The organism is Eubacterium sp., assembly GCF_057858645.1.
The window spans coordinates 114,834-129,717 of record NZ_DBLZZO010000003.1 but is presented as its reverse complement, the minus strand read 5'-3'; the positions used below and the strand labels follow the sequence as shown (position 1 = coordinate 129,717).

Genomic DNA, 14,884 nt, shown 5'->3' with positions numbered 1-14,884 from the left:
AAAGTTTCATCACTTGTTGACCAATCAATGGAAATCACATATCCATCTGATGACAGAAACGTATCAAAGCTAAAAGTAATTGATATGAAAATTAATAAAAAGGACAGCAAGATCGTTTATAATAAGAAAAACAAAGAGTATACTTTAACTTACAAATATTCTTACAGCTATGTATCATCAACAGACACATCCCTTACAAGCAGTTACATATACAGCATATCAGGTAAATGTGACAGCCAATTAACTGTTGTTTACACAGCTGATAAAAATCAGGTAAAAATAAAGAATATTAAGTTAAAAAATAAGGATAAAAAGAGTCAATAAGATTTAATAAGATTAAAAAAATGAAGGCACAACACAATAAATTTTATTAATGAATAAAGAAAACAATTAATAAATTTATTAAAGAATAAGGAAAAATAAAACAATCTAAGACTAAAAAGAGTCAATAAAGTTTAAGAAAAATAATAAATTTTTAGGGAGAAAAATATGGCAAAGGAAACTTGGAAACCGGGCAATATGTTATACCCACTTCCTGCTGTTTTGGTAACAGTGGCTGACAATAGTGGCAACGAAAATGTATTTACAGTAGCATGGACAGGAACTATATGTACTGATCCGGCAATGGTTTATATTTCAGTAAGACAATCAAGATATTCTTACGATATGATTAAGGAATCAGGTCAGTTTGTAATTAATCTTACAACAGAAAAACTGGCTAAGGCTACAGATTATTGTGGCGTGAAATCAGGTCGTGATGAAAACAAATTTGAAAAAATGAATTTGCAGACTGAAAAGGCTGAGTATGTTAAGGCACCACTTTTAACAGACAGCCCTGTAAATATTGAATGTGAAGTGACAGAAATTAAGCATTTAGGAACTCATGATATATTTATTGCAAAAGTTCTTTGCGTTCATGCGGATAAAGAATATATGGATGAAAAAGGCAAGTTTGATTTGGCAAAAGCAAAGCCTATAGTTTATTCTCATGGTCAATATTACAGCACAGGCAAGAAACTTGGTAAATTTGGATTTGCAGTTAGAAAAACTCAAAAACCAAAAAGAAAGAAAAATAAGTAGACAGCAAATAAGTAGACAGAAAAGAAATAGACAACAAGGAAATATAGACAGTTTAATGAAAAATTATTAATAGGAGAATAGTGTTGAAGCATGATAAGATAATTTTTCATATAGATGTAAATTCAGCGTATTTAAGTTGGACAGCAGTTAAGATGTTAAAGAACGGTTATCCAAAAGACATCCGAAACATTCCCTGTATTATAGGTGGAGATAAGAAGAACCGTCATGGAATTGTTCTTGCAAAATCAATTTCAGCAAAAAAATACGGTATAGTTACAGGAGAACCTGTAGTAAATGCTTTGAAAAAATGCCCCAGTTTGGAAATTGTTCCACCGGAGCATGATTATTATTCTGAACAAAGTCATAAGTTAATGGAACTTTTGAAATCATTTACACCGGATATAGAGCAGGTAAGCGTTGATGAGTGCTATATGGATTATACAGGAATAAGAAACAAATTTTCTAACGAAATAGAAGCTGCATATACAATAAAAAACAAAGTAAAAGAACAATTTGGCTTTACTGTAAATGTAGGAATTTCAGATGTAAAAGTTTTGGCAAAAATGGCATCAGATTTTGAAAAGCCGGATAAGGTACACACTCTTTACAAAGAAGAAATCGAAGAGAAAATGTGGAAGCTTCCTGTGGAAGACTTATTTATGGCAGGAAAATCCAGCGTGAATGTGTTACATAAACTGGGAATTTTTACAATTGGTCAGTTGGCAAAAAGCCCTGTTACCATATTAGATGCTCATTTAAAAAGTCATGGCAGGGTACTGTGGGAATATGCTAACGGAATTGACGAAAGCGTAGTAAATACCAAAAGGGAAGATTTAAAAGGCGTAGGAAATTCCACAACCCTTCCAAAGGATTTAGACAATATTGTTGAAATAAACAGAATTCTTCTAAGACTTTCAGAAAAAGTTTCAGGAAGGTTACGAGAGGGAAAACAAAAGGCAAAAACAGTTGCTGTTGAAATTAAATATAATGACTTTACAAAATGTTCAAAACAAATTACAGTAGATATTGCTACTGACTCCGGAACAGAAATATATAACATTTCAAAAAATCTGTTTAAAGGTTTGTGGAGTGGCAGACCGGTTAGGCTTTTAGGTGTGAGAACAGCTAATTTAATAGAAGAAGACGAGCCGGAACAACTGACTTTTATGGATATTGATTCATGGAACAAAGAAGAAAACAATATATCCAGAGAGAAAATGAAAAAATTGGACAAGGCATTAGATTTAATTAATGCAAAGTATGGAAGCGGTGCTGTCAAAAGGGCAAGCCTGCTTAATGAAAATAGGACAAAAAATAAATAGTATACTTAATGGAAAGGGACATAATTATGAATAAAGAAAACATTGTATTAATAGGAATGCCTGGAGTTGGAAAAAGTACAATAGGAGTAGTGCTTGCAAAGGTTTTAGGTTACAAATTCATAGATGCAGATTTAGTTATTCAAGAACAGACAGGCCGTTTGTTAAAGGATATTATTGCAGAAGAGGGAATTGATGAATTTATCAATATAGAAAACAAGGTTAATGCTTCAATTAACACAGAAAAATCAATTATTGCAACAGGCGGCAGTGTGGTTTATGGAAAAGAAGCAATGGAGCATTTGTCAGAAATAGGAACAGTTATTTATTTAAAACTTGATCTTGATTCACTTTCAAAAAGACTAGGAAGCTTGGAAAAAAGAGGGGTAGTTCTAAAGGACGGACAAACATTAGAAGATTTATTTAATGAAAGAACACCGTTATATGAAAAATATGCGGATATAATAATAAATGAGCATGGATATACAATACAACAGACAGTAAAACTAATTGAAGCAAAATTGGGGGTATAGAAATTAACAGATTTAAACTTTTTAACAGGCAGATGAAAATATTGTTTCTGCCGATTTTATGTGTTTTACTTATGATAGGAATCATAATTTTTGAACAAACTACAATGGAAATATATGCATACGGTTACGTTATTAATAGAAACACAAGAGAAAAAGATTTAAATGAAAAAAAGATTAACCAGAAAATTTATAAAAAGAAAATAAAAAACAAGTCCAACAAAACATCAAAAAAGAATTTAAAAGATAGCACAAATGACAAATTAAAGAAATCATCTGTGCTATTTTTTATAAAACCGGTTAAGGGTGGAATTACATCTTCGTATTTCGGAGACGTTGTTGACAGAAATGCCTGCCACAAAGGACACGACTGGGCAGTTCCCGTTGGAACAAAGGTGTATGGAGCAGAGGCTGGCATTGTAGAACTTGCATATTATAGTGAAAGCTATGGTTATAACGTGTTAATAAAGCATAAAGATAATATGGAAACCAGGTATGCACACATGAGTTCTTTGTGTGTCAAAAAAGGTGACATTGTAAACAAAGGAGAGTTAATAGGCTTTTCAGGAAATACAGGTGACAGCACAGGACCACATTTACATTTTGAAGTAATCAAAGAAGGAATAAAGGTCAATCCTTTGAAATATGTAGAGTAAAACAAAAATGAAACATAGCGCATAGTTTAAACTTAATTTAAGCATGCTGTATAGGTAACATAATTTGCAAAAAAAACATATATATAACAATATATATTATTTAATAGTGAAAATTGATAATAATTGGAAGAATTTGCCTTGAAATTGTGTTACTTATACAGTTTACAAAGTTGCACTTTATGTTATAATAAATGAAAGTGCGTAAAAATATATTTGTATTAGTGCGCGTAAAAATAAAAAACGATAATTAACATTTTTTAGATATAGATTTTACATATAACCAGAGGTGCATAAATGGAAAAGTATGTTATTAAAGGCGGAGTTGCCTTAAAAGGTGAAGTAGAAATTAGTGGTGCAAAGAATGCAGCATTGGCCCTTATTGCTGCAGCAATTATGGCGGACGAGAACGTAACAATAGAAAACTTACCTGATGTAAGTGATATTAATCAATTAATAGATGCAATAGAAACAATAGGAGCTACTATTAACAGAGTAGACAGACATACAGTTATTATTAACGGAGCAACAATTACTTCTCACATTGTTGAAGAGGAACAAATGAGAAAAATTAGAGCTTCATATTATTTGCTTGGAGCTTTACTTGGTAAGTTCCACAAGGCAGAAGTGGCTTTACCGGGTGGCTGTGTAATTGGAGCACGTCCAATTGACCAGCATTTAAAAGGTTTTAGAGCTTTAGGCGCTGAAGTAATTCAGGACCATGGAATGCTTAATGCATTTTCAGAACAGCTTAAAGGAAATCACATTTTCTTTGATGTGTCATCAGTTGGAGCTACTATTAACGTAATGTTAGCAGCAGTAAAAGCAGAAGGTAGAACTGTTATTGAAAATGCTGCAAAAGAACCACATGTAGTAGACGTTGCCAATATGCTTAACAGCATGGGAGCTGATATTAGAGGTGCAGGAACTGATAAGATTAGAATTACAGGTGTTCCAAAATTACATGGAACAGTTTATTCAACTATTCCTGATCAGATTGAAGCAGGTACATTTATGTGTGCAGCAGCAGCTACAGGGGGAGAAGTTCTTGTAAAAAATGTAATTCCAAGACATTTGGAATGTATTACATCAAAGCTTATAGAAATGGGTTGTTCAGTAGAAGAATATGATGATGCCGTTAAGGTAAAATCAGGTGAATTCATTAGATGTGCAAATATTAAGACATTACCATATCCGGGCTTTCCAACAGATATGCAGCCACAGATGGCGGCAGTTTTATCAATGGCAAACGGTGTAAGTACAGTTACAGAAAGTATTTTCGAAAACAGATTTAAATATATGTCAGAACTTGGAAGAATGGGTGCTGTAAATAAGGTTGAAGGAAATACAGCAATTATAACAGGGGTAGGCAGTTTAGAAGGAACCAGTGTGGCAGCACCTGATTTAAGAGCAGGAGCAGCATTGGTTATTGCAGGATTAGCTGCAGAAGGATTTACAACAGTAACAGATATTGTATATATTAAGAGAGGCTATGAGAAATTTGATCAGAAATTAGCAGGACTTGGTGCAATTATTACTGAAGTGGACACGGATAAAGAAGAACAGAAATTTAAATTAAAAGTAGGATAATATATTAAAAAAAATCAATAAAACTGATTAAATTTGTCACTACACAAAGAAAATGGCTTATGTTAATATATGTTCATCCTAAGAATTATAAAAGCAGTGAAGAGGAGTAGTAATTGTAGAGTGACCTTTAGAGAAGCATTGGTTGGTGAAAAATGCCAGGCACGAAACAATGAACTCGCCTTAGAGCTTCCCGCTGAAAACGTCAAGTAGGTTGGGACGGTTTTCCCCGTTATAGGAATTGGATGCATTAGCATCTTGAGAGCATGTAACACATGAAACAGAGTGGTACCGCGTATGTAAAGCTTACGTCTCTGTGCTGGAAAAGCACAGGGACGTTTTTATGTATTAGGAAATTCTTTAGGAAGTTCTAATACATAAAAAACGTTCCGCTAGGGATGCACATTCCTGCGAAAGGAAAATAGTTGCTGGAGCAACCGCGTTCAGTGCATAGAAGGTCGCAAGCGACATTCTATCTTATTCAGTTTATTTAAACAGGTTTTACTTGAAAAAAAGTACCATAAAGTATAGGATATATATTGGTTTTTAGATATAAAGAAAGAAGAGGTTTTACTATGAATTACAAAAAGTATACAAGACAGTATTTTATGCCACCGGAAGTCACATATGACTGGGTAAAAAAAGAGTACATTGATAAGGCTCCAATTTGGTGTAGCGTAGATTTAAGAGATGGAAACCAGGCTTTAATTGAGCCAATGAGCTTAGATGAAAAATTAGAGTTTTTCCAGTTACTTGTAGACATTGGATTCAAAGAAATAGAAGTAGGTTTTCCTGCAGCATCAGAAACAGAATACAATTTTATGAGAGCTCTTATTGAAAGAGATATGATTCCTGATGATGTAACTGTTCAGGTTTTAACACAGGCAAGAGAACATATTATTAAGAAAACATTTGAAGCTGTAAAGGGAGCAAAACATGCAGTAATTCATCTCTACAATTCAACATCTGTTGCACAGCGTGAGCAGGTATTTAAGAAGAGTAAAGAAGAAATCAAAAAGATTGCTGTTGACGGAGCTGTACTTTTAAAACAATTAGCAGACGAAGTAGATGGAAACTTTTCATTTGAATATAGTCCTGAAAGTTTCTCAGGCACAGAAATGGATTATGCATTAGATGTATGTAATGCAGTTCTTGATGTATGGGAACCAAAGGAAGACAACAAAGTTATCATCAACCTTCCGGCAACAGTTGAAAATGCAATGCCACATGTTTTTGCAACACAGATTGAATATATGCACAAGAATTTAAAATACAGAAATGCAGTTACAATTTCAGTTCACCCACATAACGACAGAGGATGTGGCGTAGCTACAGCAGAGCTTTCAATATTAGCAGGAGCTGACCGTATTGAAGGTACATTATTTGGAAACGGTGAAAGAACAGGTAATGTTGACATTATTACATTAGCAATGAATATGTTATCACATGGTGTAGATCCAAAGCTTGAATTTGGTAACATGCCTGAAATCGTAAAATTATATGAACGAGTAACAAGAATGAATGTTGGTCCACGTCAGCCTTATGCAGGTGATTTAGTATTTACAGCTTTCTCAGGTTCACATCAGGATGCTATTTCAAAAGGAATGGCTTGTAAGGCAAAGGATCCTGAAGGAAAGTGGAATGTACCATATCTTCCAATTGATCCTGTTGATGTGGGAAGAACATATGATTCTGATGTTATTAGAATTAATAGCCAGTCAGGTAAGGGTGGCGTAAGCTATATTTTAAAACAGAACTTCGGATTAGCCATACCTGAAAAAATGAGAGAAGAAATCGGATATAGTGTAAAACATGTATCAGATGAAGAACATAAGGAATTATCACCTGAATGGGTATACCAAATATTTGAAGATAAATATATTAATGAAAGCAGTGTATTTACAGTTCCAGAAGCACATTTTAAACAGACAAACGGAATCGTTGCAGAAGTTACTATTGCACAGAATGATACAGTTCGTATCGTAAAAAGCACAGGTAATGGACGTTTAGACGCTGTAAGTAATGCTTTTAAACAATACTTCAATATTAGCTATGAACTTGCTGTATATGAAGAACATTCATTATCAAGAGGTTCATCATCAAAGGCTGTTTCATATGTAGGAATTAATTATCATGGAACAATGTATTGGGGTGTTGGAATTGATGAAGATATTATTAAGTCATCAATTCATGCATTAACTGTAGCAGTTAACCATTTAGTAAAGGCAACAGGTGATACAGCACTTCAAGATGAAAGATTAACAGAAATCATTAATTATATTAATACAAATTATTTAACAGTAACACTTGATGAATTAGCAGACCAGTTCCATTTATCAAAACCATATTTATCAAAGTACATAAAAGATAAATCAGGAAAAACATTTGGAGAACTGGTTAAGGCGGTAAGAATGAAAAAAGCCAGAACTTTATTGAAAGGCGGTAATATGACAGTTGAAGCAATTGCTGAAAATGTCGGCTACCAAAATGTAGAACATTTTAACCGCTTATTCAAAAAGAAATACGGAATGACACCGGTACAGTTTAGAAATAGTTAAAATTAATATAGGATGTGTATTGCAATAAAAAAGGTGGAACCTTTAGGGTGACACCTTTTTTTATTGCAAAAAATAACCATTTTATATTTATTTTACACTTGAAAAGTACACAAATAGTATGTATAATAAAAAGCAACCTTACAGTTTATGTGAATTAATATAAACTATAAGGGACAATTAACTGCTAAGGAGGAAAAGAAAGTATGAATTTTAACAGACAACACAAGGATAGAATATTCTGCATGATTTTTGGGTATGAAAAGTACAAGGGCAATTTATTGGATTTGTATAATGCATTAAATGAAACAAATTATACAAACTTAGACGATTTAGAAATTACCACAATGGAAAACGCAGTGTATATGAGTATGAAAAATGATGTGTCCTGTATCATTGCCAACAACATGGCTTTGTTTGAACAGCAGAGCACATGGAATCCTAACATGCCACTACGTGGATTTATGTATTTCAGTGATTTGTTTAACAAATATGTATCAAAATATCACTTTAGACTTTATGATGATAAGTTCATAAAAATTCCAACGCCGCAATATTATGTGTTATATAATGGTTCCAGGAAAGTCCCTGACAAACAAATCTTGAAACTTTCTGACGCATTTATCGCACCGCCTAAAGATGGGATATTCGAATGGACTGCCACTGTCTTAAACATCAATCCGGGTTATAACGAAAAACTTCTATCTGCTTGTAAACCTTTAAAGGAATATGCTATATTAATAGAAACAATAAAAGAGTACAGGCAGAAATATGATGATAAAAATGTTGCTATCGAAAAAGCTATTGAAGAGTGTATTAATTGTAATGTTTTAAAAGATTTTCTGCTGGAAAGGAAGGCTGAAGCTATGCATACACTTTTAACGGAATATGATGAAGAAGAGGCAATGGAATATTTTAAACAGCGTGCATATGAGGATGGTATTGTGAAAGGCGAATTGCAGCTTCTTGTTTCTAATATTTGTAAAAAAATGATTAAAAATAAATCTATAGAACAGATTGCTGATGAGTTGGAAGAAGATGTTTCTAAGATTAGAAAAATTTATGACATAGCAAAGGAGTTTGCACCTGATTATAATGTTGAAAAAATAATGGCTAAATTGGGATAGTGAGCACATAAATACTATGATGTCAAAATTTACTACTTGACATATGGCAACTATAATAGTAGTATAGCCATTGCAAATAAATATTTTCTCTTATTCAGAGTAGTGGAGGTACAAGGACCTAAGAAGCTACGGCAACCCCGACATTAGTCAGGAAGGTGCCAACCTGAGCAGACAGAAGTTTGATCAATAAGAGGATTTGATACCTTGATTTCAAGTCCACTGATTGTCAGTGGACTTTTCTTTTTAATAAAATATAAAAAGGTATACTATAATAATAAATTCTCAAAAGAAGAAAATAAATATTTGTAGGATACTATAGTTAAAGCAGAAATGCACAGTAGAAAGTAAAGGAGACGTAAATGGAAAAAAGATTATTTACATCAGAGTCAGTAACAGAAGGTCATCCTGATAAAATCTGTGACCAGATTTCAGATGCCATTTTAGATGAATTAATGAAACAGGATCCCATGAGCCGTGTTGCCTGTGAAACAAGCATCACAACAGGACTTGTTTTGGTAATGGGTGAAATTACAACAAAGGGATATGTAGATATCCAGAAAATTGTAAGAGAGACAATTAGAGAAATCGGATATGACAGAGCAAAATATGGATTTGATTGTGACACATGTGGAGTTATAACAGCTTTAGATGAACAGTCAACAGATATTGCAATGGGTGTAGACAAAGCGTTAGAAGCAAAAGAAAATAAAATGTCTGACGAAGAGTTAGATGCAATTGGTGCCGGAGATCAGGGTATGATGTTTGGTTATGCAACAAACGAAACAGAAGAATTTATGCCATACCCTATAGCTTTAGCACATAAGTTGGCACTTAAGTTAACAGAAGTAAGAAAGAATGGTACTTTAGATTATTTAAGACCTGATGGAAAAACACAGGTTACAGTAGAATATGATGAAGATGGAAAACCTGTAAGACTTGATGCAGTTGTATTATCAACTCAGCATGATGCTGAAGTTTCACAGGAACAGATTCATAAGGATATTAAGAAATATGTATTTGATCCTGTATTACCAAAAGATATGGTAGATGAAAATACAAAGTTCTTCATTAACCCAACAGGACGTTTCGTAATTGGTGGACCAAATGGAGACAGTGGTTTAACAGGAAGAAAGATTATTGTTGATACTTACGGTGGATATGCAAGACATGGCGGTGGTGCTTTCTCAGGAAAGGATTGTACAAAGGTTGATCGTTCTGCAGCGTATGCAGCAAGATATGTTGCAAAAAATATTGTAGCAGCAGGACTTGCAGATAAATGTGAAATCCAGTTATCTTATGCAATTGGTGTGGCACATCCAACATCAATCATGGTAGACACATTTGGAACAGGAAAGTTAAGTAACGAGAAGTTTGTAGAAATTATTCGTGAGAACTTTGACTTAAGACCAGCAGGCATTATCAAGATGTTAGACCTTAGAAGACCTATTTACAAGCAGACAGCAGCTTATGGTCATTTCGGAAGAAATGATATTAATGTACCATGGGAGAAAACAGACAAGGTTGATGTTTTAGCAAAATATGCAAAATAATTAGAAAATAATCTGTTGTAAAATATGTAGTAACAAAAGGGAAAAATGGAACTTATGTAGGTTTCATTTTTCCCTAAATTTTTACTGGAAAATATTGATTTGCATGGAAAATATAGAACATAATTTTATCTGTTTAGTAATTTCAATAAATTAGGAATCTGTGTTTCGAAATTTACTGCGTAATCAACTGCATTAGGATCCTTATAAGTGTCTTCTATACATAGGTAAGTGAAATCAGCTGCAATTTTTAAAGCGTCAAAAACGCTATAGTCATTCATTAAAGCACCGGTAAAAGTGCTTGCAAAAACGTCCCCTGTCCCATGAGATTTAATAGGAACTTCCTTGGTGCCGTACATGAAAAAGTCTTTACTGTTACTATCGTATCCAATGAAACCAAGTTCGCCCTTTGGAAGAGTGACACCTGTAATTACAGCATATTTGGAACCTAGTTTAATTAACTCCAAAAGCAGTTCTTTAATAGTTTCTAAAGAAGCATTCTCTCCAACATATTCTCTATTGAGCATAAAGCATGCTTCTGAAATATTAGGTAAAATAATATCTGCCTTTGAACAAAGTTTTGACATTGTAATTGCAAAGTCAGTTGTAAACCCTGTGTACATTTTTCCGTTATCAGCCATTGCAGGATCTACAATAATATAATTATCACTATTACCAAAGGCAGTAAAAAAGTCAGAAACAATATCAACCTGTTCCCTGCTTCCAAGATAGCCTGTGTATATGGCATCAAACCTGAAACCTTCATTAAGCCAGTGGCTCTTGATTCCTTCCATATCGCCTGTTAAATCCCTAAAAGTAAAATTGTTAAATTTGGTATGGGTAGATAAAACTGCTGTAGGAACAATGCTTGTTTCAATTCCCATTGCAGAAATAATAGGAAGGGCAACAGTTAGTGAACATTTTCCTAAACAGGAAATATCCTGAATACTTAAAACTCTTTTCATGTAAAACTCCTAATTATTATTTGTAAATTAGTTTCTCAAAGTAAAGTCGTTACTAATTACAATGCTTTCATAAAATAAAAATACCCGGATTTTATATTGGAAAGTATAATCCATATGGTATTACTGCTAATATAATAACACAAAAAACAGTGATTGGTAGGTTTTAATTCTAACCACATAATGTACGACAGTTTTCCTTTTTCAATTTGGTAAAGGATAATGAGACAAACGCTACTTGACAGAGAGAATCCGTTTTTGTTAGTTTTGCATTCAACTTGCATTCAACTAATAAAAAGTTAATGCAATAAAATACTAAAGAATCTCGTTATACATATATAACAACATTTCAAGATGGATAAATAGGAGGAGCAAAATGAAAAAGAAAATTTTAAGAGTATGCTTAATGCTGGTTATTCTTTGTGGAGGGATTCTTTTAACTAATGGAAGTGTTCAGGCAAAAACACAGAATTATTACACAAAAGGAAAAACGTTAGTAGTAACGGGTCAGTTAAGGAATGGTACACATATAAAAAATGCGAAAAAGATTAAAAAGATTGTAGTGAAAGACAATATAAAAATTTTACCTACAAAACCTTTTAAGGGTTGTATAAATGTAAAAACTTTGGAAGTTCCGGGAAAATTGATATTTGTAGATGATTTTTTGGGGGAAGTATATGATAATGATAATTATGAGAACTTTCCGATAACTGTAAAAACAGTTAAATTTACAACACAGTTGTCAGATAAACCAATGTATAAGTTTTATTTAACACATAAGTTCATTGTAAGCAAAAAGGACAAAAAATACAGAAGTTACAAAGGAAGCATTTATACAAAAAACGGGAAAAAATTTGTGGCAATGCCAAGCGAATGCAAAATATTGAAAATTCGAAAAGGGTGTAAAATAGTTAATGTTGTTGGATTTTCGTATGAATCTTATAATGAAGAAAGTTGTAGTGATGATCCGGATTATTATATATTTACTTGTTGTAAGAAACTAAAAAAAGTTATTATTCCATCAACTGTAAAAAGTTATTATACAAGTGACAGCAATTTTAAAGATTATATGCGAGAGGCAATTAATGATGTTGCTTATAGGGCAAAATATGTAATAAAAAATAAAAATATATCATGCGAGGGCATGGAAGCTTTGTATGAAGTATTGGAAGATAGAATTTTTAAGATTTTTAAAAAGCAAATAAAAAAACAGGGAGATTTTTATATTTATAATAACAATATTTTAGTTGGATATGATGGATGTCAGCTGGTTGTAACTATTCCAAAAGGAATAAAGTATGCTATGAAAAATTCTCTTAGTGTAATGAAAGAATCTTCTTATAGCATAATTAGAGCTGTTAAATTACCAAAAGGTTTTAAAGATAAAAAATCAAAAATATGGAGAGGACATTCTTACTATTCAGAATGGTATAATCAGGATAAAATTTTATTAAGTAATTATTATCATTCTGTTCCGTCTTCGCATGGTGTGGGGTATAAATATAATACTTTTTGTACATTTGAATATTGTAAACATTATTATGGTAAGACAATACAAATTATATCTGACATAGATGGAATTATTATATTTTCAACAGATGTTCCTGTAAGGGTAACTGATAAAAATAACAATATTGTGGAAAGAGATTTAGATGGAAGTTATACGGTGTATGTAAATAAAGGAGATGCAATAAATGTACAGCTTCCCGATAAAGTTAAAGATGACGAATTCATTTGCTTAAAAGATTTTAATGGAATAGAGAACTAAAGGAGACGGAATTAATATAGTTTAATATAAATATAATGGAACATAGTGAAACCTCCGGTTGATTTGGGGATTTTTATCTGTTAAAGATAAATACCTCTATATACTGTGAGGTTTCACTTATTTTACATTTGAAAAAATATAAAGTATAATCCATATGGCATTACTGATAATATAATAACACAAAAAAACAATAATACCAGTAGATGATATAAGGTAATATATTAGTAGCTAAAATATGTTATTAAGAATTTATAGATGAAGTAAATAATTAAAAAGTAACAGAGGTAAAAACTATATGCTAACATATGATTTTGAAAAAAGAGGAAAAATGTCTCTGTATGAGTATTTATATAATTGCATAAAAAATGACATTTTGTCAGGCAAAATCAAAGCGGGGGAGAAACTGCCATCAAAAAGGACCATGGCGAAAAATCATAATATAAGCGTTATCACTGTAGAAAATGCTTATGCACAGTTGCTTGTAGAGGGATATATTTTTTCGAAAGAAAAGCGTGGATATTTTGCCAGTGAAATAAGTGGACAATATTTAAACAATGGTGGAATTAACGGAAACAAGGAAAAAATAGTAGAAACAAAAGTATCCTTGAAAAGTGGGCAAATCAAAAAGAAAATCCAGGATACAAAAAAGCAGTGGCTAGTAGATTTCAATCCCAATCACATAATGTACGACAGTTTTCCTTTTTCTATATGGTCAAGGATAATGAGACAGACTTTACTAGACAGAGAGAATTCATTTCTTTCAAGCCCATTACCAAACGGCGTAGTGGAACTTAGGGAAGCCATAGCAAACCATTTAATGGAATTTCGTGGTATGGAAGTAGATGCAGAGAACATAATAATTGGTGCAGGAACAGAATATTTATATAGCATTATTGTTCAGTTACTTGGAAGAGATAGTGTTATTGCCGTAGAGGACCCAGGCTATAGGAAAATTGGAAAAGTTTATGAAAGTAATGGAGTGGAATGTTTACACTTACCAATAGATAATTCAGGAATTCAAACAAAGGCGCTGTTAGGAAAAAAGATTGATGCAGTACATATTTCTCCATCTCATCATTTTCCAACAGGTAGAGTTATGCCTGTATCAAGAAGACAGCATTTAATCCATTGGGCAAGAGAAAACAATGGGTTTATTATTGAAGATGATTACGACAGTGAGTTTAGATTTTCAGGCAGACCAATTCCTACAATGGTTGGAATGGACAAGGAGAGAGTAATATATATGAATACTTTTTCGAAAACTCTTGCACCATCAATAAGAATTGCCTATATGGTTTTGCCGGACAGCTTAATGGAAAAATTCCATACCAAACTTAATTTTTATTCAGGTACTGTTTCAAGTTTTGAACAGTATACCTTGGCAAATTTTATTGCAGGAGGTTATTACGAAAGACATATTAACCGAATGAGAAATTATTACAGGGATTACAGAAACAAAATAATAAATGCCATTAAACAGTCAGCATTATATCCTAAGGTTACAATAGAAGAGGAAAACGCAGGACTTCATTTTATTTTAGGAATAAAAAAAGAAATCGACGATAACCGGTTCAAAAAGATACTAAGGGAAAACAATATAAATATTTCATGTGTATCTGATTACTGTTATAATGATTTAAAAGAGTTTGACCATAAGTTCATTATTAATTATTCTGCGGTGCCTGAAGACAAGCTGAAAAAAGCACTGACTATTATGAACAACGCGTTGGAATAAAAAAAGAAAGAGTGAGATTAT

At 32.6% G+C, this 14,884-nt stretch carries 12 protein-coding genes, 1 riboswitch and 1 other annotated feature; of the genes, 11 read left to right on the top strand and 1 reads right to left on the bottom strand.

Annotated features, from left to right (window positions below):
- The 9 genes from ACZM4J_RS02060 to metK form a co-directional block, all read left to right on the top strand.
- The coding region (locus ACZM4J_RS02060) for a hypothetical protein (protein WP_489485522.1) at positions 1 to 324 on the top strand (324 nt) is incomplete at its 5' end.
- 165 nt (positions 325 to 489) lie between these two features.
- Entirely contained in the window at positions 490 to 1,080 is a 591-nt protein-coding gene (locus ACZM4J_RS02055) for a flavin reductase family protein (protein ID WP_022164835.1), read from the top strand.
- Between the two features lie 80 nt (positions 1,081 to 1,160).
- Positions 1,161 to 2,402 (top strand): Y-family DNA polymerase, encoded by a 1,242-nt coding sequence (locus tag ACZM4J_RS02050; RefSeq protein ID WP_412622012.1) that lies wholly within the window; start codon positions 1,161 to 1,163, stop codon positions 2,400 to 2,402.
- A gap of 26 nt (positions 2,403 to 2,428) precedes the next feature.
- On the top strand, positions 2,429 to 2,932 hold the full coding sequence (locus ACZM4J_RS02045) for a shikimate kinase (RefSeq protein ID WP_022164833.1): 504 nt from the start codon (positions 2,429 to 2,431) through the stop codon (positions 2,930 to 2,932).
- A gap of 71 nt (positions 2,933 to 3,003) precedes the next feature.
- Entirely contained in the window at positions 3,004 to 3,585 is a 582-nt protein-coding gene (locus ACZM4J_RS02040) for a M23 family metallopeptidase (protein WP_428245242.1), read from the top strand.
- Positions 3,586 to 3,879: 294 nt separating this feature from the next.
- Complete coding sequence (gene murA / locus ACZM4J_RS02035; RefSeq protein ID WP_022164831.1) at positions 3,880 to 5,172, top strand: UDP-N-acetylglucosamine 1-carboxyvinyltransferase; 1,293 nt, start codon at positions 3,880 to 3,882, stop codon at positions 5,170 to 5,172.
- 87 nt (positions 5,173 to 5,259) lie between these two features.
- Positions 5,260 to 5,488 (top strand) — a binding site (T-box leader).
- Positions 5,489 to 5,744: 256 nt separating this feature from the next.
- Entirely contained in the window at positions 5,745 to 7,727 is a 1,983-nt protein-coding gene (locus tag ACZM4J_RS02030; protein WP_428245243.1) for a 2-isopropylmalate synthase, read from the top strand.
- A gap of 203 nt (positions 7,728 to 7,930) precedes the next feature.
- Positions 7,931 to 8,851, top strand: coding sequence for a transposase (locus ACZM4J_RS02025; RefSeq protein ID WP_412335793.1), 921 nt, complete (start codon positions 7,931 to 7,933; stop codon positions 8,849 to 8,851).
- 87 nt (positions 8,852 to 8,938) lie between these two features.
- Positions 8,939 to 9,044: riboswitch (SAM riboswitch) on the top strand.
- Between the two features lie 166 nt (positions 9,045 to 9,210).
- Positions 9,211 to 10,401, top strand: coding sequence for a methionine adenosyltransferase (metK, locus tag ACZM4J_RS02020; protein WP_022164828.1), 1,191 nt, complete (start codon positions 9,211 to 9,213; stop codon positions 10,399 to 10,401).
- A gap of 125 nt (positions 10,402 to 10,526) precedes the next feature.
- Here the strand turns inward: metK and ACZM4J_RS02015 are convergent, their stop codons facing one another.
- A complete protein-coding gene (locus tag ACZM4J_RS02015; protein ID WP_022164827.1) occupies positions 10,527 to 11,363 on the bottom strand; it encodes a pyridoxamine kinase in 837 nt (278 codons plus the stop codon).
- 373 nt (positions 11,364 to 11,736) lie between these two features.
- Between ACZM4J_RS02015 and ACZM4J_RS02010 the strand changes: the two genes are divergently transcribed.
- Together ACZM4J_RS02010 and pdxR are read left to right on the top strand one after the other, a co-directional pair.
- The gene (locus ACZM4J_RS02010; RefSeq protein WP_022164826.1) at positions 11,737 to 13,128 is read left to right on the top strand and encodes a hypothetical protein; all 1,392 of its coding nucleotides are present in this window, start codon (positions 11,737 to 11,739) and stop codon (positions 13,126 to 13,128) included.
- A gap of 328 nt (positions 13,129 to 13,456) precedes the next feature.
- Positions 13,457 to 14,863, top strand: coding sequence for a MocR-like pyridoxine biosynthesis transcription factor PdxR (gene pdxR, locus ACZM4J_RS02005; RefSeq protein WP_489485520.1), 1,407 nt, complete (start codon positions 13,457 to 13,459; stop codon positions 14,861 to 14,863).
- Positions 14,864 to 14,884 lie beyond the last annotated feature (21 nt).